Genomic DNA, 22,570 nt, shown 5'->3' with positions numbered 1-22,570 from the left:
TTATACTGCGTATGTGATAAAAATTAGTCATATTGTTCAATTAATCTACGAAAAGTTGTGCTAAAATACGAAAATTATTTGTGTAAACGTTTTACTCAAATATTTAAGTTGACTTATTTTACTTTTAATAATATAATGTTTTACGTTGACAGAGTTAAGGCAGCAACGCACGAGGATAATACAGTGCTGTCTTAGAATACCGGTATTTAAAAATTAATTGTATAAGAGGAGCTTTTTTATGGTACAGAACAAAACTTTTTCTGCAAAGGCATTACAGACTTTTGTTGCTGTAATGTTTGCCGTAATAACCTGCTTCGGTTTTATGACAACACCGACCGCAGAGGCGGCATCAGGATTTTATGTAAGCGGTACCAGTATCTATGACGCTAATGGAAACAAGTTCGTTATGCGTGGCGTGAACATTGCCCATGCATGGTACACAGAGAAGACTGAAACTTCTATCAAGGGCGCTGCAAACAACGGCGCAAATACCGTAAGAGTCGTACTTGCAAACGGCTCAAAGTACACAAAAACAAGCGCACAGGAAGTAAAGAACATCATAAGCTGGTGCAAGTCAAACAAGCTGATATGCATTCTCGAAGTACATGACGCAACAGGCAGCGACAGCACTTATGATCTTAACAAGTGCGTTGACTACTGGAAGGAAATGAAGAACGTTCTCAGCGGTACTGAGAAATATGTTATCGTAAACATCGCAAACGAGTGGTGCGGCACATGGAACGGAAGCGCATGGGCTGACGGCTACAAGTCTGCTATCCAATCTTTAAGAAACGCAGGCATTACAAATATGCTTATGGTAGACTGTGCAGGCTGGGGACAGTATCCTGACAGCATCAAGGATTACGGTAAGTCTGTTTTCAACGCAGACTCACAGAAGAACACCGTATTCTCCATTCATATGTATGAATATGCAGGCGGAAACGCGTCAACTGTAAGAAACAACATTGATAACGCACTTAACATCGGTGTGCCTGTTGTTATCGGCGAGTTCGGCGGTCAGCACACAAACGGCGACGTTGATGAGGCTACTATCATGAGCTACTGCACAAGCAAGGGCGTAGGCTATCTTGGTTGGTCATGGAAGGGCAACAACTCTGACATGAGCTACCTCGACATTGCAAACTCATGGGACGGCTCAAGCCTTTCTTCATGGGGAAATACACTTATCAACGGCTCAAACGGAATTAAGGCAACTTCTAAGACCTGCTCAGTTTACAGCGGTTCAGGAAGCTCTTCCGGCGGTTCTTCAACAGGCGGTTCTTCTTCAGGAACTTCACCAGATTCTAACGGCGGAGTTCTCGGACTTGACGGAACATATTACATCAAGAGCGCACTCAGCGGCAAGTATCTTGACGTATACAAGGCAAAGGCTGACAACGGCACAAACGTTCAGCAGTACAAAGGTACAGGCGGAAACAATCAGAAATTCAAGCTTGTAAGCGACGGAAACGGCTATTACACTATTTACACAGGTGCATCAAATTACAAAAGCTGTCTTGACGTATACAACTGGAGCAGGGACAATGGTGCTAACATCAACCAGTGGCAGTATCACGGCGGTGACTGTCAGAAATTCCAGCTTGTAAAGATCGGCGACGCTTATGCTATCAAGACAAAGATCTCAGACTGCTACTCATGCCTTGACGTTCACGGACAGAGCACAGCTGACGGAGCAAACATTAACCAGTGGAGCTACTGGGGCGGAAAGTGCCAGCTTTGGTATCTTGAATCAACATCAGGCTCTTCCTCATCTTCATCTTCTTCAAGCAGCTCAGGCAGCAATTACAAATCGATCTTCTGGGGTTCATCAACTGCTTCAGCATGGGATCAGGCTGTTTCAGCAATGACTTCAAGGAATGGCGGAAGCTTCAACGCATATGACATTCAGTCAAACGGCTACTTCTACGTTGAATACTCAGGAACACAGAATCAGGTAGAATTTGTTCTTCAGAGCTGGTCAGGCGGAGCAGAGTGGGCAAAGGTTTCACCAAGCGAAACAGGCACAGCAAACGGACACTACTACGCAAAGTATTCTTACAACAACTGCAAGTCAGCATTCGGCACTTCCGATTTCGGCGGAAAGCTGGATCAGATCCATGCGGGTGCAGCAAACGGCACAGTAACGATCTACTCTGTATGCTACTGCTGGTGATCTAAGATTTTTTTCAGACTTCATACTGTTTCACAGCGGTATGAAGTCTTTTTTTATGCAAAAAAGTTTTAACTGTACCTTTGATTTTCTTCCTTCAAAAAAAATCAGAGCTTACTGTTATTTATGAGTTGCCTGTACGGATTGTTCGCTTTAAAATATCAGATGACAGCTATGAAGTAATTGCTACAAATTTATCTGAAAATCTTTTTTCTTCTGATGACCTTAAATACACCGTGGGGCTTAGATATTTTCACGCAATTTTATTTCTTGATTTTATTAGCTTAATGATATTGATAGAAAACCATGCGAGTTTTTCTTAGATTGTTTGGATCTCTATCACGAATTTTCCTTCGGAGTTCACCTTCAGACGCAATGTCTTGACATATCTATTGCAAAAGTTCTCCATTTCTTTCATGGTAGCGGTCACTTTTGTGGCTTCATATATCTTGTGAGTAAGCTCCAGAGGGTTCTCTCCAATGAGTGAGGTCAAATGCTTTTCAAGCTCTGCAAAGAGTACGGCACGTTTCAACTCCTCCGTTCCTGCGGTGCAGAAATCATCAATGGCACAGTAGTAAATGCCGTGCTGTGCGAGGGCGTTCTTGATCGCCGTTCCACACTTCTCGTATTCGTACATAACGAGAAACTTTGCTTTCGGCAGGCTCTCGATAAGTCCCCAAAAGTCCGAATCACTTGACACAATAATAAAAGATGTTATCCCGTCACGGTAGAAGTCCGTGACTACACTTGCGGTCATTCGCACATCGACCAGTGACTTTCTGTCTGTCACTCGGTCGATCTCTATATGTTCAACGGGTATCTGCGTGAATTTAGAGAGCCAATCCCAGCCTGCGGTAGTGTTCGGATCGTCATATAGCGTGATCTTCTCGATCTTAGCAAGCTCCTCCTGATTCAAACCTTTCAGAACACTATAAAGCTTGTATGGATCAGAGTTCTCACAATCGACAGCTATAGCTGTTTTCTCAGTGCTGTCGATAAAATTATAGATATTGTTTCGTGTTTCATCATCTGCGTCCCGATATTTCGTATAATCGGTGAAGCTGTCATTATGCTGACCGTAGATGATCTTCAAAAACTTACGGTCGGAATAGATGATGCTCCCGACTTCGGCAGGTTGCCAGTGAATATACATCTGAAATGGGTAATGTTCGATATTCGCCATATATTTATTGAACTCGGCTTTCATTACACCGTTCTTATTGTATTTCGGGACAAAGAACAGATCTCGAATATACTCCCAATTCAGCCAATCGTAGAATAGTTGAGAGCATTTGTCGATATTTTCATTGATGAGCCTTGTAAACTCCTGCATATACTTCTCTGAACGGCAATTCGCTTGGATAATGGTAAATCCCCATTTTTCAAGCTGTTTGATATTATCCGTATCGTACCATTCTATATTATGCAAATTTTTGAGCTGAAACCGCATCAGATCATCGGTCTTTTTGAATTTCTGCATCAGTACGGTTCGCAGCTTACATAAATATCTTATCGTAGTGGCGTCCCTATCGGCTTGGAGCTTCTCGATAAGCTCGGAACACTCACCGTAACTCACGGTCAGTGCTGACATTCGGACGCCTATCATATAGGCTATAGTAGTAACTACCTCTTTTGTATCAACGGTCAAGTAAAACCCTCCTATTCATTTAATATGATCATCAATTGCCGTCATTATCCTGTTGAGCCGATTTTATCATGGTCTTGCTGATAGAAATTTCTGCGCTCTCCACCCGTTTGATTTTCTTGTATAATACACAGTTTACTAATTCTTCGTTTTCGTTATCCATTGCGATTCACCTCCACTCTGCCCTATATCCTGATTATAGCACAAATGGCGGTATATTGCAATGAAAAGGGCGTAAAAAAAGGGCTTACGAATTGACTTTTTCGGGGCTGTTTGGTATAATAAGAATAATTGAGGGGCAATGCGGCTTCCTCGCTTAAATCGGAATTTAGAGGTATAAAATGATTGTTTTAATAACAGGTGCTTCCCATACTGGCAAAACATTGCTAGCGCAAAAGCTGCTTGAAAAGTATCAATACCCATATTTGTCAATAGACCACCTGAAAATGGGACTTATCAGAAGCGGACAGACAGACCTAACACCTTATGATGATGATAAGTTAACAGACTATCTATGGGAAATTATAAAAGAAATGATAAAGACTGCAATTAAGAACGAGCAAAACATGATCGTAGAGGGGTGCTATATCCCGTTCAACTGGAAAGATAGCTTTGATGAAGAATATATACCTCAAATCAGATTTATATGTCTGATTATGAGCGATAATTACATCAGCTGTCATTTTGATGATATTATCAAAAACGAGAATGTAATAGAAAATAGAATGCATGATGCTGACTTCACGATTGAATCTATTAAAGAAGCTAATCAGTATAACCTTCAGCAATGCAGGATGTTCGGACTTGATTATGTTCTCATTGATGGTGAGTATGATATAGACCAGTATTGCAAATTCTGATTTAGCTTAGTAACTGAATACACTCAAACACGGATAAACCGTCCTAAATAGACGGCTATCCGTTTCTTATTCCGCATTTTCACAAAAAAAGAATGCAAAAACATTACAGCAAATAATGTTTATTCTACTGTATTTCCCCTCTCTCCCACACAAACTCCACCAAACACATATCCTCCACAGCTATCCTAGTCTTGTCCATAAAAACAAGCTCATTAGTATAGCTGTCATAAATTCTCACTATGCCTGTCTTGGTCTGATAACTGCCACCACTTTTTCTCTTATCGGGAACAAAATATGTCACCCTTATCTCAGGGCGTTCGTCAAGCATATCAAGCAGGCGGTTGAGATCGTCATTGAGCTTGTTTACCTCGTCCTCGGTCAGCTCCTCCCTGATTTCGGTGTATCTTGCGGTTTCATCAACAGCAGCGTCATAGCCTGTCAAAGCTGCAAAAGGGCTGAACTGCGCCGCCCTGTCCGATATAGACATTTGCGGATGATCGTCATAGTGCGGACGTGAAAACTGCTTTATATCATAATAATTGTCGTACATTGTAAGCCCCCCTTTCATGCCTTGTGACCGCCTATACTGCGGTTGCGCACCCTTGCCGTAGCTCCCTCGGTATAGTTCGTGCCTTTCAAAATGGCATTTTTCCCATATTTGTGCTTTATCAAGAGCATTGCTTCCTGCAATGCCCTTTCTTTTTCTTCTGCGTTGTTATCAGCATTTGCCGCTTCCGCCATATCAAACAAGCTTATCTGTTCATAGCTCTCAGCTTCGGGGATATCCTCTTCTCTTATGACATTACAGGCGGTCAGATTAAGCCGTCTTGCAAGCAAAGTCTTGTCGATAATCCTGTCAAAAAGCGCCATGGTTGCGTCTATTATTTTTCTGGTCGAGGAAGTGTGCCTGCCTAGATTTTGAGTGCCATGGGCGTGCTTTGGTATCTTCCTGCCATAGTGGTCGCAAACCACCTCGCCCGTATAGTGACCGTCCGCCAAGCTTTCTTTATCATACCCCACAGTGAGAACGATCTGATTTGTTACAACGCCCTTATCCACAAGATCAAGGGACAGCATATCAGCCATTTCCCACAGAATAAGCCTTGTGCGCTCATAATTACACGGCTCTTGCAAGACCTGCCCAGAGGAAATGCTGTTGTTTGAGGGACGGTATGACTTCACGTCAGGTATGGCGGTAGGCTCGATACCCCATGCGTGGTCGATAAGAAGCTCGGTATTTTTGCCGAAAACCTTGTAAAGCTTCCCTATAAGATAATGGTCCAGCGACCAGCGTGAGATATCCCCCATGGTGTAAATACCAAGCTTTTCAAGGCGGCTTGCTGTGCCTGCGCCCACACGCCAAAAGTCCGTGATAGGGGTATGCCCCCACAGCGTTTCTTTGTAAAGCTGTTCGTTCAGCTCTGCGATACGGACTCCGTTTTTATCCGCAGGGATATGCTTTGCCACAATATCCATTGCCACCTTGCACAGATACATATTCGTTCCAACGCCTGCTGTGGCGGTTATACCTGTAGTTTTCAGCACGTCCAAAATGAGCATTTGTGCAAAGCCACGTCCGTCAACGTTATAAAGCCCGAGATAGCCCGTTGCGTCAATAAAGACCTCGTCGATAGAATAGGCGAAAATATCCTCTGGTGACACATATTTCAGATAAATCCCGTATATTTTTGCGCTCACAGCCAAATATTTCGCCATTTGCGGAGTTGCCACGATATAATCAAGCTCACAGGCAGGGTCGGATAGCTCCGAATAGATATAGCTTTTCTTTGCAAACTGTCTTTTAGGAGCTTTCTGCAAACGCTCCTTATTGACCTGCTCCACACGCTGAATGACCTCAAAAAGCCTTGCCCTGCCTGAAATACCAAAGCTTTTCAGTGACGGTGACACTGCAAGACATATAGTTTTCTCCGTTCGGCTCTCATCAGCCACCACAAGGTTTGTATTCAATGGATCAAGCTGCCTTTCCACGCACTCAACCGAAGCATAAAAAGATTTCAGGTCTATTGCAACATAGGTCTTTTCCATAGCATCACCGCCTTTTTCCTTTATGTATAATAGTATACCACGAAACTTTCTGTTTTACAATAGAAAATCGAACAAAAGTTCTGAATTTTTAATTAACTCTTTTCATGGCAGTTGACAAAGTAAAAAACGTCCCCGAGGAAAACTTGGGGACGTTAGTGTTATATTTGGTTTTAAGACGGCATACAATAATCTACCAAGCTTCACTGTCATAAGGCTCAATAGGAATATTGTAATTCTCTGTTACTTTATAATACTTATCAGTGTCAGTGTCTACCATAAGAACATTTATATCTCCTGTGCTGAGCACATCTCCGTCAATGTAGTAGTGACTCGCTCCGTCATAGTAGATATCGTTAAATCTGCGGTCGCCTGAAATCGTGTTGGTATGGACATGCCCTGCCACCACCTTTTTGTCAAGTCCGTGTATCTTGCCAAGCCGGTGAGGATACTGCTCTGTAAAAATATAATCCTCGGTGCAGTATTCCCAAGCATTGCCAGAATCCTCGTCAATGCCTGCATGGACAAAGATAGTGTTGCCCTCAACATGGTATCTCGGCAGACGTTCAAACCAATATCTATACGAGTCATCAGAGTCATCATATTCGCCGCTGCCTAGCATTTCATTGACCGAAGAAAAACCACTCATCACCATTTCCTCGTGATTGCCAAGAAGCGCCACCACCTTCCTATGACCATATATATTCTGCAAGCCCATTATCTTTTTAAGCACAGCTATATTGTCCTCGCCGCCGTGGATATAATCTCCCAGAAAGATAAGCTTTGTGTCAGGCTCGTCAAGGTGGTCAATGACAAGCTCCAAAGCGTCGCAAAGTGCTGAATAACAGCCGTGGATATCACTCATGCAGTATATTTTCATGCTTTTCTCCTTTTGTATCATTAGTTTGGTTGTATTTAGCTATCAGTTTTTCCATGTCCTCAGATCTTGTTTTGACCTTACGCATAACTAGGTCGAGCATTTTTCAGGTTTTCAAGCTTATCTTTTATATTTTCCTTTTCTGCCATAGTTTGCCCTCCTATAACAATTATCTCTATAATTATATTGTATCACAGGGAATATATCCCTGTCAATCAGCTACGCCACACGAATTATGGTATTTGAAATTATCTTGAAAAAAATATCTCCTTTCTCGCTTGTTTCAGGGGTGATACTGTTATACACAAAGGCTGAAACACAGCCGTCTATGCCGTCGCCTTTCATATCCAGGCACTCACGCTCGGCTTTCCAATCGTTTTTGTTAGGGATAAACGCCTCCGCACATACACAATCTGTCATACTTTCTGCCGTCCGTCCTGTTATATGCCTCTACTCTCCACTTTCTTGCGTCAGCGTCACAGTACATAGAATAATCATCATATATCACCGTCTTTTTGCCCTCCTCGATCATGATGACCTGTGTACCCTTTCTTTGCTCGTCAAATGGCGGAATGTTATCTGACAATGCCAATCTCTCAATTACCTCTGTGTTAAAAATCTTTGTGTTTTTTTTCATAGCCTTACCTCCGTATCAACTCTGTCTTGACCTTATGTGCTTATTATAGCACCTTTAAGGTTCTGTTTACTGTTCCAAAATGGTCTGTGGTGTGTTTTTTGATTTTATTCCCTTTTCAAGCTTCTATATATATTATAGCACCCACTTAGTACAGTTTACTGAACCAATTCGGCACAATTATGATATATTCTTTTTTTCTTATATTTTTTTGCGTGATATTTGATAGTGTATTTCTCATACAATAAACTTTTTTGCACCTTGTTTTTGCTACAGAAAAATGCTATGTATGCTAAAATAAAACTAAGCCGGAAAGGTCTGAAATGATAATAAAAAGCCCACAGACCCGATCACATTGATCGCATCTGTGGGCTTTTGAAATTTTACCACACATTATATATCTTAGCCTTTTCCTCGTTGTAATCATCAGGAAGCGTTCCGATATCCCAGCCGGAGTTGGTAGTTTCTATGTAAAGATAATGGCTTCCATTATAATCATAGTACGTGCCGGGGGCATCGTCTGTCGCCTTTACTCCTATTGCAACGTGTTCAGGAAGCTCGATAAAAATGCAGCCATAGCCAAGCTCTTTGAGCAAAGCTCCCAAAAGTATGGACGAGTCCTCACAATCACCGCACTGGTCATAAAGCGTTTCCAGAGGATATTTGGGAAAATCAGTATATCCCGTTGAGGTCATGTCATCAACATACTCTATGCTCTGCACGAAATTTGCAGTTTCTCTTATAGTCTCAGATTCGCCATAACCGCATTGGTCGCAAAGGCTTTTTATTTCGTCTGCAAGCTGTTTTACGAGCTTGTGATTATTGTCGTCACTTACATAGTTATGATAATCTTTCACATATGAGTATCTCAAAAGACTATGATAGTATTCATACATATCGTCCTGAATATTCATTGATATTTCAAAGGTATATCGTTTGTCATAGCTCGTCCAGTTAAAAGTCCTTTTCGACCATGTGGGGTCTGCAGGCTGAACATAGTCAGGCTTTCGGTCATCACGAGGCTCATATCCGTCCTCATCAGTGACTATGGGTGTTTGCTGAGTAACTGCGGTAGTGGTCTGCTGTGTTGTTGTGGTGTATGTGTCGTACGTATTCAATCCCGGTCTTTTCTCTGGATACAGAAATTCATCAATTGTATTGCTAAATGCAAAATATACGCCCACTGCCACACAAATAGAGATAAGTATTTTCTTCATATATTCGTCCTGTTTTTAGTTGGTTTACGGCTTTTGTCATATGTACATTATACTACAAGATGGTATAAAATACAATACTATTAGATATACTTTACGAATTTGTTCTTATTTTTGCTATGGTTTGATATTTTGCTAAATAGTTGATATTTGTGGGGTGGATTTCATTCTCACCTTTCGTGAATTTCTGTTATATTCATAGCATCTGATCTAGCGGAACACTTTTTGTGACAATGAAGATCTATGCCATTGTCGATAAAGTCCCTTATGGCTAGTTTGTGTATGAAAAAAGCACCCGTTAAGGTGCTTAGTTCCGATATTTGGGTATAAAAATACCGCCCGACCTTAGTCAAGCGGTATTAATCTTCGTCTTGGTCTTCACAAACAAGTGGTACATCATCCCAGCTTGTAAGTTTTTTATTTTCTTCTTCTGCGGAAATGCATGCTTTTTCTCGTTCTTCGGGAGAAAGTCCACTATCTATATAATGTCCATGCTTAAAAGCCATTATCTTTCACTCCATTCTATTCCATAGTCACGTTGATATTGCTTTAGCGTTTCAACTATTGCTTCATATTCATTATATCCCCTTGAACGATTTTTGTCAACTATATTATCAAAAGAATTTGCTAAAAACGGAGTATTTCCAGCTTTGTATGTAAACACACGTCCGTTATGGGTAACAACAACTCCAAGCTTATATTTTCTGCTGCCATTTGAAACTAAATCACTACCTGTCGGCGGATTATTCGTTGGGTGATTGTGTATAGAGATTAAACTATATGGTGGATTATGTTCCACTGCCTTATTCAAACTATTATTATACTCAACTCCATTTTCAGACAAAGATTTTGACTGCCGACCCTCTATATTTCCTGTTTCAGCATTTATCAAAGTAAGATCTTCGCCGTATGTGCCATTTCTATGAGTTAGCTGTGCAACTGCCTGAGAATGCAGTTGTTTATCAACGTTTGGATTGCCTGTTATCCCGTTAAATTTTTGCTTGTACTCATCAGAGTTTATGTATTTTAAATCAACTGTATTTTCACCAGTAACAGAACTCAACTTACCTGCCTTGCCACTTTCCGCAGATTTGTCAACACCACCGCCATAATACTTCTCCCTGCTATGATCCCTATGCAGCACCTCATTATGTTCCTCAACGAACACCTTTAATTCGTGCTGTGCCTGCCTGAGTTTTCGGCGGTATTCCTTTGCGGTATCGGGGTCACAAGTGCCTGCCGCAAAGCGTTTTAGCTTGCGGACTTTCCGCTCCATTGCACGCTGTTTCTGTTCAAGCTCTCGCTGCTCTTTTATCTTATTCGCAGGTATCGGCTCAGGTATCTGCGTTCTGCCGTGTATGTATTGCGTCATTGTGTGGCGGCAGTTCGGGTGGAAAAGCCCGTTCTTTACGGCGTATGACAGCAGCCAAAACCACTCACCGCAGTAACTCAGGAACGATCTTTACAGGTGTTTGTTCAATACTTACTCTTTCCCACCCAATATCTTTTCCACATTCACTGCACCTTATCGGTTCTTCTGCCCACATTGTTAAACAATAATTGTTCATTCAAAACCCCTTTCGTTATATAATGTTTACTTCATTACATTTTGACATTTATTTGCCAAATATATTGTATCACACATCAAAACGATCTGTCAAATTTAAAAGCGAACAAATTCGGACAGTTGCACTTTTGTATAATACACATCCTTTAAAGCATACAGATTTCTGGAATATAAAAATAGAGAATTAATTAAAAAGACGCAAAAAAAGTGATATTTGAAGATAGCCAATAATTCTTGCAAAAGCTTTTTGACATAGCAAAAAAGAAAGCATATATATTTCCCAGAAAAAGATACAAGCAGCACCACGACAGATCACCATAACACTGTTTATAATTATAAATAAAATTTTATTACTTGATATATTTTTTCAACTTATAAGATAAGAAAATAAATGACATATTATATATTCAAAATAAAGAAGATATATCGTTTTTGAACTGACCCCAAAAAGTTAGACAAAGATTCAAAAGAAAATTTATGCAAAGCGACTAAGAGGAATCTTGGTCGCTTTTGTTATGCAGCTTCCTGTCTGAAATCTATAGGAGATAGACCATTAAGCTTAAGCTTGATGCGTTTGTTGTTGTACCATTCTATGTATTCATGAAGCTCTTGAATAAAATGCTCGACAGAATGAAATTCCTGCAAATAGAGAAGCTCTGTTTTCAGCAAGCCGAAGAAATTCTCGGCACAGGCATTGTCAAGACAATCTCCGTACGCGATCTTTAACTCCTGTTGAACATCATATGCACCATTTTCATAAATATCCAAAATGATAATCTTCCTTGGATTCATCTTTGCCAGTTGTCTGCAAAGTTCTGAACCAATGGAACCACCACCACCAGTGATAAGTACAACTTTGTCTTTATAGTAAGCATTTGTTCTTTCATCAGAAACCACTAATTGTTTTCTAAACAAAAGTTCCTCAATATCAAATTCTCGAAGATGCCTCTTTCCTCCTGCGGTATACATAGTCGGATAATCATAAACCTTTAATTTATATCCTGCATTTTTGTAATATTCATAAAGTGCCTTTTTCTTGTCAGCATCCATTGACGGTATTGCAAAAATAATCTCCTGTACTTCAAATTCACCCAATCTGTTAAATGTTGCCTCATTCTCTGACCAAACTGGGATTCCATGAATTTCACGACCAACTTTTTCTTTGCTAATATCTATAAAACATCTCGGAATATATGCTGTTTCTTCATTATTTATTAGTTCCTCTGCCAGACTTACACCAAAACGTCCTGCACCAATAATTGCAACTTTGATTTTCTGAACTTCTTTTTCATTTTCCGCTTCTATGCCAGAAAACATATGTAATAACGCGGAAAGAATTTTTCCTTTTGTAGTTTCCCGATTTCCGCACTTATACGCATAGCGATACATCATACGAAGCGCTAATGCTCCTAGAAGGTTCAAACTGACAATTGAAAGCATTCTAGCAAATGTAATTTTTGAATTGGAAGTAATAATTCCAGACACAGATAAGCTACAAAAGCAATAGAATCGGTAAATAGTAACCGGATATAACATTGTATTCCACCATATCTCCATACCTGCCCATATACTTTACCAATAAGACGTGCTACAAAAATACACAGTACCGAAAGGCATACTTGCTGAAGTATTCCTATAGTTGATAACTTATCAATTCCTCCATACAGTAATAACAGTATTGCTACTACCACTGCATACATAATCAAATCATACCCGATAAGCATCCACCTGATATTAGATGTGCTACTCTGCTTTATACGATCCATATTCATACTATTCTCATTTGCTCTATCCATTGTTTTCCTCGCAAAAATCGGATGGGTTCATCCTTTCATATTTTTTCTATTTTGTGGTTTACTTCTTTTCAAGCGGTGTAAATAATTTTTTTGCTCTGTTTCAATTCTTATTTCAAGTAAACTTGTTAACTTCAAAATTATTCTAGATTTTAATGTACAGCCATATTAAAAAAAGCATGCGTGGGCTAGTTCAAATCCCCTTATCATGAATTTCCAGCTTATAGTGTGATCTAAAATAAGCATCTAAGAAACCATTAGATTCTCATAGTCTTGCTGCTCACCCGACACAACCACGTAGAAAAAAATCATCATACCTAGATTCAACTAAATAAGCGAAACTCTTGTATAATCAAGGTTTCTCTCATTCACCTCTGTTGTTATACTACTATCCCCTGCCCAATATTGATAAGTGCCATTAAACTCAAAACAAAGTCAAATACCCTTTTTATGTATTTCGCATACATTACTCAAAACAACTCCTGATAACCCGAATAATTCTCTCCTGCTGTTCCTCAGTCATCTTATTATCGCTAGGCAGGCAAGCGCCTCTGTCAAAGATATCAGCGCCTACATCTTCTGCACCGCCTGCAATATAAGCATTTGTGCGGCATCTGATACTGCCGTTGCGTCCAACGCACTCGTGCATTCTGTACATAGGCTGCATGTGCATTGGTTTCCATATTGGTCTTCCCTCTGCATTTATGCTTGCTATCGCTTCCAAAATTTCAGTAGGACAAGTCTTGCCGGCTTCTTTGATGTACAAAGCCTCGCTGTCATTTCTGACCTGCTTGCACATTGCGCCCTTATCTATGATAAGTGCAGACAGCCAATAATTCGGCTCTGTACCCTCAACGATAGGATTCATTTTAACGGGAAGCCCTTTAAGACCCTCTTTGTATCTCTCGTATATTGCTTTTTTCTGCGCAATATGCTCCTCAAGATACGGATACTGACCACGAACGACTCCTGCAATAACATTCGACATACGATAGTTGTACCCGACCTCTTCATGCTGATACCATGCCGCATTCTCACGAGCCTGCGTTGACCACTTACGAGCCCTGTTTGCATCTTCAAGGCTGTTCGTCAGCAAACATCCGCCGCTAGAACCTGTTATTATCTTATTGCCATTGTAGCTTACCGCACTGTAATCGCCAAAACTTCCACACTGTCTGCCGTCAATTGTAGCACCCATAGCTTCAGCAGCGTCCTCGATCAAAAGCGCACCATGCTTCTCGCATATTCTCTTGATCTCGTCCATTCTTCCAGGAAAACCGTATAACTCAGCGCTTACTACCAGCTTGACTTCAGGATACATCTCAAAAGCCTTTTCAAGCGCCACAGGATCCATGTTCCAAGTATCTCTGTCAGTGTCGATAAAAACAGGGATACCGCCCTCGTAAACAACTGGGTTGAGAGTAGCGTCAAAGGTCATGTCGCTGCAAAAAACTCTCCTGCCCTCAAGAGCGACATGAGATATAGCAGGCTTGCCATAAAGCCTCTCGCCAGCAAGCTTACAGCACAAGTGAAGCGCAGCCGTGCAGCATGAAAGGCCAACAGCATACTTGACTTCAGACTTCTCCGCCGCTATCTTCTCGACCTCATTTATATTCTTACCGACTGTAGACATCCAGTTGGTATTATAAGCCTCAGTAACATATTCAAGCTCCTCACCATGCATTGTAGGTGACGCAAGCCATACTTTTTGTTTAAAGGGTTCCTGATCATCTTTGTTATTGTACATAAATCAAGCTCCTAGCTAATTAATCTCTTCCATACAGATCTCTAGTATAGACCTTATCCCTAACATCATCAAGACAGCTGTCATATCTGTTAGCAACAATAGACTGGCTCATTGACTTGAATTTTTCCAAGTCGTTTACCACCCTGCTGCCAAAGAACGTATCTCCGTCCTCAAGAGTCGGCTCATAAATTATAACCGTAGCACCCTTTGCCTTGATACGCTTCATAACGCCCTGGATACTGCTCTGACGGAAATTATCTGAGTTGGACTTCATTGTAAGCCTATAAACGCCTATAATAATGTCCTTTTCTCTATCCTTATCCCAATTACTGCTTCCCGTATAATAGCCTGCAAGCTCAAGCACCTTATCTGCAATGAAATCTTTTCTAGTCCTATTGCTTTCAACAATAGCAGACATCATGTTCTGTGGAACATCTTCATAGTTTGCAAGCAGCTGCTTTGTATCCTTTGGCAGACAATATCCACCATAACCAAAGCTTGGATTGTTGTAGTGACTTCCTATTCTAGGATCAAGGCAAACACCATTTATAATATCCTGTGTATTAAGTCCCTTTACCTCTGCATAAGTATCAAGCTCATTAAAATAAGAAACTCTCAACGCAAGATAAGTATTTGCAAACAGCTTAACAGCCTCCGCCTCGGTAAATCCCATAAAGAGCGTGTCGATATCTTCCTTTATCGCACCCTCCTGCAAAAGCTTTGCAAAAAGCTCTGCTTTTTCTCTTGTATCATCATCACAGCTTACGATAATTCTGCTTGGATACAGATTATCATACAAAGCCTTTGACTCACGGAGAAACTCAGGGCTGAAAATTATCTTATCAGTGCTATACTTTTCCCTTACTGACTTTGTGAAGCCAACTGGGATAGTACTTTTTATGACCATGATAGCATCAGGATTGACTTTCATAACAAACTCTATAACTGCTTCTACAGCTGAAGTATCAAAGAAATTCTTCTTGCTGTCATAGTTAGTCGGAGCTGCAATTATTACGAACTCTGCATCCTTGTACGCCGTTTCGCCGTCAAGCGTAGCTGTCAGATCAAGCTCTTTTTCAGCAAGATACTTTTCAATATAATCGTCCTGAATAGGCGACTTTTTATTATTGATAAGCTCAACCTTTTCAGGGATAATGTCAACAGCCGTTACATGATTGTGCTGTGCAAGCAATACTGCAAGCGACAACCCAACATAACCTGTTCCCGCTACTGCTATCTTTCTGTTCATTTCTTAGCCTTCCTTATACTTTATAAAACTCTTTATACCACTGAGCAAATTTTCTCAGACCTTCTCTGAGAGGTGTGCTCGGTTTAAATCCATAATCTCTTTTCAATGGCTCTGTGTCTGCATAAGTAATAGGCACATCGCCTGGCTGCATCGGAACTAACTTTTTGTGACTTTCAAAATTATAATCAGCAGGAAGAACACCTGCATTTATAAGTTCCTGCTGTAAAATATCAACAAAATCAAGAAGATTTTCTGGATTTTGATTTCCTATGTTATAAACAGCATAAGGTGGTAATGGCAAGCCGTCTTCACCATTTTTTCTTTCAGGAGCTCCTTGCATTACTCTCTTGATACCCTCAACTATGTCATCAACGTATGTAAAATCTCGTTTGCAGTTTCCGTAATTAAAGATCTGGATAGTTTCACCCTTTAGAAGCTTGTTCGTAAATCCAAAATAAGCCATATCAGGTCTGCCTGCTGGACCATATACTGTAAAGAAACGAAGTCCTGTAGCAGGGATATTATACAACTTGCAGTAAGCATGAGCCATAAGCTCGTTGCTCTTCTTGGTAGCAGCATACAGACTCACAGGATTATCTACCTTATCATCGGTACTGTAAGGAACTTTCTTGTTTGTTCCATATATAGAAGAACTTGACGCATAAACCAGATGTTCAACGCCTGTTTCACCGTTATCATAAGAATGGCGACACGCTTCCAATATATTATAAAATCCGATCAGGTTTGACTGAACATATGCATCAGGATTAGTTATGCTGTAACGCACACCTGCCTGTGCTGCAAGATTAACAACAACAGACGGCTTGTAATCACTAAAAATTTTATCTATCACATTTTTGTCTGATATGTCTCCCTTAATAAAAGTCCACTGACCACCAAGCTTTTCTATTTCCTTTAATCTCCATTCTTTTATGGACACGTCATAGTAATTGTTCATATTGTCGATACCAACGATCTTGATATCATCAATAGTCTTAAAAAGCTCAATTACCAGATTAGAACCTATAAAACCTGCTGCTCCTGTTACAAGGACAACCTTACCTTCCAAATCGATTTTCTGCATATCTTTTACTCCCAACTTCATACACGTACAGCCAATACACAAAACATATAAATAGGATAAGCACACTCATTCACGTTAATAATTTTATCACAAAATTTTAACCTAGTCAAGTATTCACCCCATATTTATGTATATTTTTTCAAGAATCGTACATTTTCAGTGTAATATACAATGCTAACCATTTACAAAAAGCTCAGTTTGTGCAGTTTTATACTAAGCTGAAAGCTATAATTTTCTTCATTTAAAATTGTTAAATCATGAAACGTTTTGAATAATATTTTTACCACAATATTTTTGATGCAGACAAAAGCTGACTTGATTTTTATCTGCATTTTACACGGCTTTTATTGATTATCAGGCAAAACCAGCATATAATCATAATAGTAATTATGGCGAAGTATGAGAAATATGATTGGAGCGGTGTTTATGATAGTAAAAATTTTCTGTGCGGTTTTGGTAGCCCTTGGAGTAAGCGTTGCAATTGTTCAAGGCGGTCTGATAATTTTGGCTTCTTGTACTAGTGGCAGAAAAAAGCCTGCTGGTGACAATACCGCTGATGACGAAGATCCCTTTATGTACACAAATTATATGCAGGGATTTTACCTATAACTTTTTCTCCCCTGTCATGCTTTTTAAATAGTATACTCGTCAAGTGGAGAGTGCTTTGCCCATAAGCATTCTCCACTTTTTGTTTACCATTTTTTATTCTATCACTCGACCCCCAAAAAACTATTGACACAGCCAGAAACTTGTGCTATACTCTCAACAAAATCAAATGAAACTACACACAGAAAGGGCGTTTTATAATGACTGAAAAAGAAAAAATGCTTGCGGGCAAGATATATGACCCCTCCGACAAGGAGCTTGCAGAATTGAGGACAAAGGCTCACAAGCTTTCACAGCAGTACAGCAGTTTGTATGAAGATGATGAGAGAAGAAGTGCTATCCTTGACGAGCTTCTGCCCGACCATGGCGAGGGATTTTTTCTCCAAGGTCCTGTGTATTTTGACTATGGCATTTTCACAAAGTTCGGCTCAGGCTGCTATGCAAACTTCAATCTGACAGTGCTTGACACCTGCCCTGTGACGATTGGCGACAACGTGTTTTTCGGTCCCAACTGCACCATTGCCACACCTGTTCACCCATTCAGATGGCAGGAGCGTAACATGAAGAAAAAGTCTGACGGCACTGTTTATGATGATGAATACGGCAAGCCTATCACCATACACTCCAACTGCTGGATAGCAAGCAATGTTGTCATCACAGGCGGAGTTACCATAGGCGAGGGCTGTGTTATCGGTGCAGGAAGCGTTGTCACCCGTGACATACCGCCAAATTCTCTTGCGGCAGGAAATCCATGCAGAGTTATCCGTGAGATAACAGAGGAGGATTCTATCAAGTACAAATCAGAACTTTTCTGAGCATAAAAAATACCCCTGACCAGAAAATGATCAGGGGCATTTTTATCGTCTGTCGGATCATTGAGTATAGACCCATTTTTTATCGGACCACGCTCCGTTATAAGTCTTTCCGCCTTTGACAGTGTAGCTTCTTACACGGACATAATATTTTTGATATCTCGCAAGCCCCGAAACTGTCTTTTTATCGGTGCGGTTGTTTGTTACCTTTACGCTTTTTGCTTCCTTAAAGTCGGAACGCTGTGAATATGATATTTCATATCCCGTGGCAGAGCCTTTCTGTGCATAATCTATAAAGAAGCCTGCATATGTACCATAAAGTTTCTGTATCACCTGCTTTGCAGGATAGATAGCAAAGCTTTTGGTGATAACTCCGCCGTAAATGCCCTTGCCTGTGATAGTCACCTTTGCGGTGCCGACCTTTGTGTTTGCAGAATATTTCACAGTGTAGTCTGTGCCGTTTTTAAGGGTCTTTGAGCCGTATTTTACTGTGATCTTCTGCGTTATCGCCTTGCCGGTAAAGCTTTTTGAAGAAATACCGCTGACCTTTGCGTTTGCAAAATTAGTCTTTGCCGTCACAATGCTTTTAGCGTCTGACCAATTGCCGTAATAGGTCTTTCCGCCCTTGACAGTATAAGAGCGAACTCTTACATAATATGTCTTTGAAGGTCCTAATCCAAGTACCGTCATCTTATCCGTCTTGTTGGTGGTGGATCTGTATGTGGAAGCATTTGAAAAATCAGATCTTGTGCCATACTGGACCTCATATCCTGTTGCAGATCCTTTCTGCACAAAATCCACAAAAAAGCCCTTGTATCTTGTTTCAAGCACCTGTATCTGCTGTTTTGCAGGATTTATAACAAAGGAAACGGTCTGCTTGCCATTATAATTGCCGTAAAATTCAACTGTTATCTTGCCCGTGCCAACATTCACGTTAGAGGAATACATCACCATATAATCAATATAACGCTCTAGGGTCTTATTGCCGTCCTTAATAAGCACATCAGGTGTTATCGCCTTGCCGGTGAACGACAGCGGTGTAGCATAATAAAGCTTGAACTTGGAAGCGTCCTTTGGCTGGATAGTAAAGCTTTTTGCAACAGAGCCTCTGTATTCGCCTTTTCCAACAAAGGTCATTTTTGCAGGTCCTGCGTTAAGATTGGTCTTATAATAAACAGTGTAATCCACGCCCTCTTTAAGCTCTTTGCCCTCATAGGTGAGCGTTACGTCAGGCTGTTCAATATTCTTTCCTGTGTATGTGAAGCTGTTCTTGAAGCCTGATATCTCGCAGTCTGCAATAAGCTTGCTGTCAGAATACTCCGCTGTTACAGTCATATCCTCCGTAACGTTTTTATAGTCCTTGTCCCAGCCTGTAAAACGCAGACCCTTTATAGCAGGGGCTTTCGGAGCTTTTGCAGACTTACCATATTCCACTGTCTGCTGACTTATCACCTTGCCGTCTTTATCCACAAACGTAACGTTATATGTATAAGGCTTCCATGCGGCATAAAGGGTCTTTGCACCGCCTGAATATGAGATGCTTTCTATTCTTTCACCTGAAAGTGCAGCGTTATCGTACCAGCCAGCAAAGTCTGCACCCTCTTTTGTCGGCTCGGAAAGCGTCACGCTTTCGTCTTTGCTGAGGTATTCTGGATTGCCTGTGCTGTTCGTGCCGCCATTTAAAACATAGTCTATAGTGACAAATTTTGCTTCAACAAGCTTTGCCTTTACTGTGCTGTCAGCAGTATAAACTGTGTTCGCATCGACAGCAATTCCGTTCTTGTACCATTTAAGAGCATAACCGCTTTGCACTTTGACAGCAGGATATTTCACCTTGCCGTCTTTATCAGTGCAGGCATAATGCTTGCCGTCAGGGGCTTCAAATGTTATCTTGTGGGAAGCCTGCTCCCCAGGACGAGTTAGCCTTGCTTTGCCGCCTGCCATTGTCCACCTGCCGCTGTCTGTCTGCTTTCCGCCAATGGTATTCAGCGAATAAGCTGCAGAGCTTGTAACGTTAGACAAAGCCGTTTTCTTTACCTTGCTGTCAGAAAAGTTGCCGTTATACCAGCAATCGGCATATTGCTGTCCATAATAAAATGCGTCATTATCAATGCTGCCCACCATAGCTTTAGCATTTGAACTGCTTGACTTTGCAAGGTCTGAAGCACACTCTGTCAGGGTCAGACCACCTGCTTTGCCCACGATTCCGCCTGCTGAGCTTGTACCCTTGACAGTTCCGCTGAACGTACAGCGTTGGATAGATACCGCATCAAATTCACCAACGATCCCACCTGCGTACTTACCGCTGACAGTTATTTTCTCAGCACTGAGATCTCTTATCTGCGCCCTGTCCTCAGCATAGCCGAACAGACCTGCATAAGAATTGTTTTGGATAACAGCGTTTTTCAGAACGTGTCCGTTGCCGTCAAAATATCCGCAAAAAGGCTTTGAAGCCGTTCCTACTGCCGATATCTTTGCACCACCGAAGTCGATGTCTTTTTCAAGCACAACACGCTTTCCTGCAAAGCTTTCACCGCCTGATACACGCTTTGCGAAGTTTTTCCAATCCGTCGCCGTCTTTATAACAAGGCTTTGTTCCTTTATCTCTTTCGCCTTTGCCTTTATAAGAAGCTTGGCATTGGTGATATCGTTCTTTGAAGCGTTTTCGTCTGCAATAACTTTCTTGCCGTTGTTGACCTCACGCTCATAACCGCTCTGCTTTTCATACTTTGCCACAAGTGTTTCAAGCTCGCTTTTATCAGACTTATCTATATCATCGGTATAGGCAAATATTATAGGCTGACCAGTATAAGCGTCCTTGTCGGTAACGTCCGTCCAACTATCGCCGTCATTGGAAATATACGCCTGACCAGGCCTCATGACCCCGTCTGAATAGCCATAAACGGTCACATAGCCTGAGCCGTCATCACCGCTGAATGTCATCACGACAGAATATCTTTCGCCCTCGTCAAGCTCAACATCAGGGATATCCACAGTATAAAAGCCGTCGCTCTGCACCTTTCCGCTGACCTCACATTCAAGTATCCCCACAGGAGTGCTGTCTGAAACAGAAGTGTATACCTGCACGGTGTAGTCAGACTTTCCGGTGTAGCCAAGATACATAAAGCCCACTTTGTCAAGAAGCTCGTCTTTTTTTGCTGTAAAAACATCAGCACCGCTCATTTTATTTTCATTGCTAACATAAAATATAGAATTATCCTTATTAGCAGGATAATGGTAATTATTATCACAGCTTTCAGTGAGGTCGAATGCCACCCAATCGGTCATTTCTGCCTCTTCATAGGATATCCAGTAATAGCCGTCCGTGCCACTGGATACTCCCCAAGAGCCTTTCACAAGCCATGCCCCGTTTTTCTTTGGCTGATAGCCTGCAAGGAAATTTGACTTGCTGTAATTATCGTCCCAGCCCACAACGCTTACGGCATGATTTATGCCGCTGTTTTTTGTAGTTTCCGGATCGTAATAGCTTTTGTTATCAAAGGTCATATACAGGTCGTCTGCATAATAGCTCACCATTACTCCGCCAAGCTCTTTTATCTTGTTTTTAATGGCGTTTCGTCCGCCTGTGATAGTGGAAGCGTAATTAAGCTGATATTCGCAAACTCCCTTTTTCTCCTCAGATACGATAGTGGCTTCCGTTGCGTCAGACACGAAAGGCTCATATTCATCATAGCAAAGTCCTCTATGAGCCGCCATTGCAAGGGACGAATCCATCCACGTTCCGCCGCAATCCCATATTGACTCGTCAAATCCGCCGTTAGCATATGTAGAGAGGACAAGGCTCGGCACAGAAAACTGCACGTTTTGATTTTCAAGCCCCTTTTGAATAAGATTGCTCTCTGTGCAGGAAAGTGCCGCAAACGCCCAGCAAGTGCCTGTCTGAAACTGATTTTTGATAGTCGTCAGCGTATTCTTAGATCTGGGGTCATATTTCGCAGGCAGCGAAGCCGTTGCCTTTTGTGCATAAGGTGAAACCCCGTCGTCCGTATCGGCCAGATCTTCATCAGCGATCTCCGATTTTTCCAGACCTTCCTTTTCGTAGCCATAACCATTATCAGTAAAAATTATCCTGCCCATCTTGAATTTCGGGCTGTCATTATCTCCGCCATGCTCCATATCCGCAAAAGCTGCGCAAGGAAACTGCACTGACAATATCGCCGCCGTCAAAATGGCGGCACATTTATAGATCACCTTCATAAAGATCTCCTTTGGTATGATATTAGCATAGTCCAAACTGCTGACTACAGT

At 41.3% G+C, this 22,570-nt stretch carries 20 protein-coding genes and 1 pseudogene; 5 read left to right on the top strand and 16 right to left on the bottom strand.

The features are described from left to right. The first annotated feature begins 238 nt into the window (after positions 1–238). Positions 239–2,173, top strand: a complete 1,935-nt coding sequence (locus DW015_RS09860) for a cellulase family glycosylhydrolase (RefSeq protein ID WP_117905517.1) — start codon at positions 239–241, stop codon at positions 2,171–2,173. 316 nt (positions 2,174–2,489) lie between these two features. On the opposite strand, the gene DW015_RS09855 is transcribed toward DW015_RS09860, so the two are convergent. Further along, on the bottom strand, positions 2,490–3,818 hold the full coding sequence (locus tag DW015_RS09855) for an NYN domain-containing protein (protein WP_117905516.1): 1,329 nt from the start codon (positions 3,816–3,818) through the stop codon (positions 2,490–2,492). A gap of 31 nt (positions 3,819–3,849) precedes the next feature. Continuing rightward, positions 3,850–3,978, bottom strand: a complete 129-nt coding sequence (locus DW015_RS13880; protein WP_256321323.1) for a hypothetical protein — start codon at positions 3,976–3,978, stop codon at positions 3,850–3,852. A gap of 178 nt (positions 3,979–4,156) precedes the next feature. On the opposite strand from DW015_RS13880, the gene DW015_RS09850 reads away from it, so the two are divergent. Continuing rightward, on the top strand, positions 4,157–4,675 hold the full coding sequence (locus DW015_RS09850) for an AAA family ATPase (protein WP_117865394.1): 519 nt from the start codon (positions 4,157–4,159) through the stop codon (positions 4,673–4,675). A 124-nt stretch (positions 4,676–4,799) separates the two neighbouring features. Here DW015_RS09850 and DW015_RS09845 read toward each other — a convergent pair whose 3' ends face one another. From DW015_RS09845 to DW015_RS09815, 8 genes are all read right to left on the bottom strand, one after another. Further along, positions 4,800–5,225, bottom strand: a complete 426-nt coding sequence (locus DW015_RS09845) for a hypothetical protein (RefSeq protein ID WP_117905515.1) — start codon at positions 5,223–5,225, stop codon at positions 4,800–4,802. Between the two features lie 14 nt (positions 5,226–5,239). Further along, on the bottom strand, positions 5,240–6,721 hold the full coding sequence (locus DW015_RS09840; RefSeq protein WP_117905514.1) for a DNA methylase: 1,482 nt from the start codon (positions 6,719–6,721) through the stop codon (positions 5,240–5,242). 190 nt (positions 6,722–6,911) lie between these two features. Further along, positions 6,912–7,598: a metallophosphoesterase gene (locus tag DW015_RS09835; protein WP_117865389.1), complete on the bottom strand. Its 687-nt coding sequence runs from the start codon at positions 7,596–7,598 to the stop codon at positions 6,912–6,914. A 216-nt stretch (positions 7,599–7,814) separates the two neighbouring features. Continuing rightward, positions 7,815–8,015, bottom strand: a complete 201-nt coding sequence (locus DW015_RS09830) for a hypothetical protein (RefSeq protein ID WP_117905513.1) — start codon at positions 8,013–8,015, stop codon at positions 7,815–7,817. Next, complete coding sequence (locus DW015_RS09825) at positions 7,978–8,232, bottom strand: hypothetical protein (protein WP_117905512.1); 255 nt, start codon at positions 8,230–8,232, stop codon at positions 7,978–7,980. Before DW015_RS09825 ends, DW015_RS09830 begins: the two co-directional genes overlap by 38 nt. 380 nt (positions 8,233–8,612) lie before the next feature. Further along, positions 8,613–9,446 carry a hypothetical protein gene (locus DW015_RS09820; RefSeq protein ID WP_117905511.1) on the bottom strand — a complete coding sequence of 278 codons (834 nt, stop codon included), beginning with the start codon at positions 9,444–9,446 and terminating at the stop codon, positions 8,613–8,615. A gap of 356 nt (positions 9,447–9,802) precedes the next feature. Next, on the bottom strand, positions 9,803–9,949 hold the full coding sequence (locus DW015_RS13460; RefSeq protein ID WP_181979900.1) for a hypothetical protein: 147 nt from the start codon (positions 9,947–9,949) through the stop codon (positions 9,803–9,805). Then, positions 9,949–10,815, bottom strand: coding sequence for a phage minor capsid protein (locus DW015_RS09815; protein ID WP_242993265.1), 867 nt, complete (start codon positions 10,813–10,815; stop codon positions 9,949–9,951). Before DW015_RS09815 ends, DW015_RS13460 begins: the two co-directional genes overlap by 1 nt. A gap of 44 nt (positions 10,816–10,859) precedes the next feature. Between DW015_RS09815 and DW015_RS13615 the strand changes: the two genes are divergently transcribed. Then, complete coding sequence (locus DW015_RS13615) at positions 10,860–11,003, top strand: hypothetical protein (protein WP_181982934.1); 144 nt, start codon at positions 10,860–10,862, stop codon at positions 11,001–11,003. A gap of 520 nt (positions 11,004–11,523) precedes the next feature. Here the strand turns inward: DW015_RS13615 and DW015_RS13920 are convergent. The 5 genes and pseudogenes from DW015_RS13920 to DW015_RS09790 all read right to left on the bottom strand — a co-directional run bounded on the left by DW015_RS13920 (position 11,524) and on the right by DW015_RS09790 (position 16,883). Continuing rightward, positions 11,524–11,979, bottom strand: a complete 456-nt coding sequence (locus tag DW015_RS13920) for an IS3 family transposase (protein ID WP_347501050.1) — start codon at positions 11,977–11,979, stop codon at positions 11,524–11,526. Positions 11,980–12,057: 78 nt separating this feature from the next. Continuing rightward, positions 12,058–12,327: pseudogene (locus tag DW015_RS13915) on the bottom strand (polysaccharide biosynthesis protein); the annotation flags it as partial. Between the two features lie 942 nt (positions 12,328–13,269). Beyond that, positions 13,270–14,550 (bottom strand): DegT/DnrJ/EryC1/StrS family aminotransferase, encoded by a 1,281-nt coding sequence (locus tag DW015_RS09800; RefSeq protein WP_117905508.1) that lies wholly within the window; start codon positions 14,548–14,550, stop codon positions 13,270–13,272. A 19-nt stretch (positions 14,551–14,569) separates the two neighbouring features. After that, positions 14,570–15,799 (bottom strand): nucleotide sugar dehydrogenase, encoded by a 1,230-nt coding sequence (locus tag DW015_RS09795; RefSeq protein WP_117905507.1) that lies wholly within the window; start codon positions 15,797–15,799, stop codon positions 14,570–14,572. Between the two features lie 13 nt (positions 15,800–15,812). Further along, a complete protein-coding gene (locus DW015_RS09790; RefSeq protein ID WP_117905506.1) occupies positions 15,813–16,883 on the bottom strand; it encodes an NAD-dependent epimerase/dehydratase family protein in 1,071 nt (356 codons plus the stop codon). Positions 16,884–17,309: 426 nt separating this feature from the next. Here DW015_RS09790 and DW015_RS09785 point away from each other — a divergent pair, with 426 nt between their 5' ends. Together DW015_RS09785 and DW015_RS09780 are read left to right on the top strand one after the other, a co-directional pair. Beyond that, a complete protein-coding gene (locus DW015_RS09785; protein ID WP_117905505.1) occupies positions 17,310–17,492 on the top strand; it encodes a hypothetical protein in 183 nt (60 codons plus the stop codon). Positions 17,493–17,689: 197 nt separating this feature from the next. Then, positions 17,690–18,304, top strand: coding sequence for a sugar O-acetyltransferase (locus tag DW015_RS09780; protein ID WP_117905504.1), 615 nt, complete (start codon positions 17,690–17,692; stop codon positions 18,302–18,304). Positions 18,305–18,361: 57 nt separating this feature from the next. On the opposite strand, the gene DW015_RS09775 is transcribed toward DW015_RS09780, so the two are convergent. Then, complete coding sequence (locus DW015_RS09775; protein ID WP_117905503.1) at positions 18,362–22,519, bottom strand: C1 family peptidase; 4,158 nt, start codon at positions 22,517–22,519, stop codon at positions 18,362–18,364. Positions 22,520–22,570: the final 51 nt, after the last annotated feature.

It is taken from the genome of Ruminococcus sp. AF37-20 (assembly GCF_003460465.1).
Classification (GTDB): Bacteria; Bacillota; Clostridia; order Oscillospirales; family Ruminococcaceae; genus Hominimerdicola; species Hominimerdicola aceti.
Note: the sequence above shows the minus strand (reverse complement) of the source record. Positions and strands in the feature narration are given on the sequence as shown.

Bases quoted from the DNA above. Each gene is read 5' to 3' on its own strand.
- DW015_RS09860 (WP_117905517.1), top strand. From the start codon at position 239: ATGGTACAGAACAAAACTTTTTCTGCAAAGGCATTACAGACTTTTGTT.
- DW015_RS13880 (WP_256321323.1), bottom strand. From the start codon at position 3,978: ATGGATAACGAAAACGAAGAATTAGTAAACTGTGTATTATACAAGAAA.
- DW015_RS09850 (WP_117865394.1), top strand. From the start codon at position 4,157: ATGATTGTTTTAATAACAGGTGCTTCCCATACTGGCAAAACATTGCTA.
- DW015_RS09845 (WP_117905515.1), bottom strand. From the start codon at position 5,225: ATGTACGACAATTATTATGATATAAAGCAGTTTTCACGTCCGCACTAT.
- DW015_RS09840 (WP_117905514.1), bottom strand. From the start codon at position 6,721: ATGGAAAAGACCTATGTTGCAATAGACCTGAAATCTTTTTATGCTTCG.
- DW015_RS09835 (WP_117865389.1), bottom strand. From the start codon at position 7,598: ATGAAAATATACTGCATGAGTGATATCCACGGCTGTTATTCAGCACTT.
- DW015_RS09830 (WP_117905513.1), bottom strand. From the start codon at position 8,015: ATGACAGATTGTGTATGTGCGGAGGCGTTTATCCCTAACAAAAACGAT.
- DW015_RS09825 (WP_117905512.1), bottom strand. From the start codon at position 8,232: ATGAAAAAAAACACAAAGATTTTTAACACAGAGGTAATTGAGAGATTG.
- DW015_RS09820 (WP_117905511.1), bottom strand. From the start codon at position 9,446: ATGAAGAAAATACTTATCTCTATTTGTGTGGCAGTGGGCGTATATTTT.
- DW015_RS13460 (WP_181979900.1), bottom strand. From the start codon at position 9,949: ATGGCTTTTAAGCATGGACATTATATAGATAGTGGACTTTCTCCCGAA.
- DW015_RS09815 (WP_242993265.1), bottom strand. From the start codon at position 10,815: ATGACGCAATACATACACGGCAGAACGCAGATACCTGAGCCGATACCT.
- DW015_RS13615 (WP_181982934.1), top strand. From the start codon at position 10,860: ATGACAGCAGCCAAAACCACTCACCGCAGTAACTCAGGAACGATCTTT.
- DW015_RS13920 (WP_347501050.1), bottom strand. From the start codon at position 11,979: ATGTATACCGCAGGAGGAAAGAGGCATCTTCGAGAATTTGATATTGAG.
- DW015_RS09800 (WP_117905508.1), bottom strand. From the start codon at position 14,550: ATGTACAATAACAAAGATGATCAGGAACCCTTTAAACAAAAAGTATGG.
- DW015_RS09795 (WP_117905507.1), bottom strand. From the start codon at position 15,799: ATGAACAGAAAGATAGCAGTAGCGGGAACAGGTTATGTTGGGTTGTCG.
- DW015_RS09790 (WP_117905506.1), bottom strand. From the start codon at position 16,883: ATGCAGAAAATCGATTTGGAAGGTAAGGTTGTCCTTGTAACAGGAGCA.
- DW015_RS09785 (WP_117905505.1), top strand. From the start codon at position 17,310: ATGATAGTAAAAATTTTCTGTGCGGTTTTGGTAGCCCTTGGAGTAAGC.
- DW015_RS09780 (WP_117905504.1), top strand. From the start codon at position 17,690: ATGACTGAAAAAGAAAAAATGCTTGCGGGCAAGATATATGACCCCTCC.
- DW015_RS09775 (WP_117905503.1), bottom strand. From the start codon at position 22,519: ATGAAGGTGATCTATAAATGTGCCGCCATTTTGACGGCGGCGATATTG.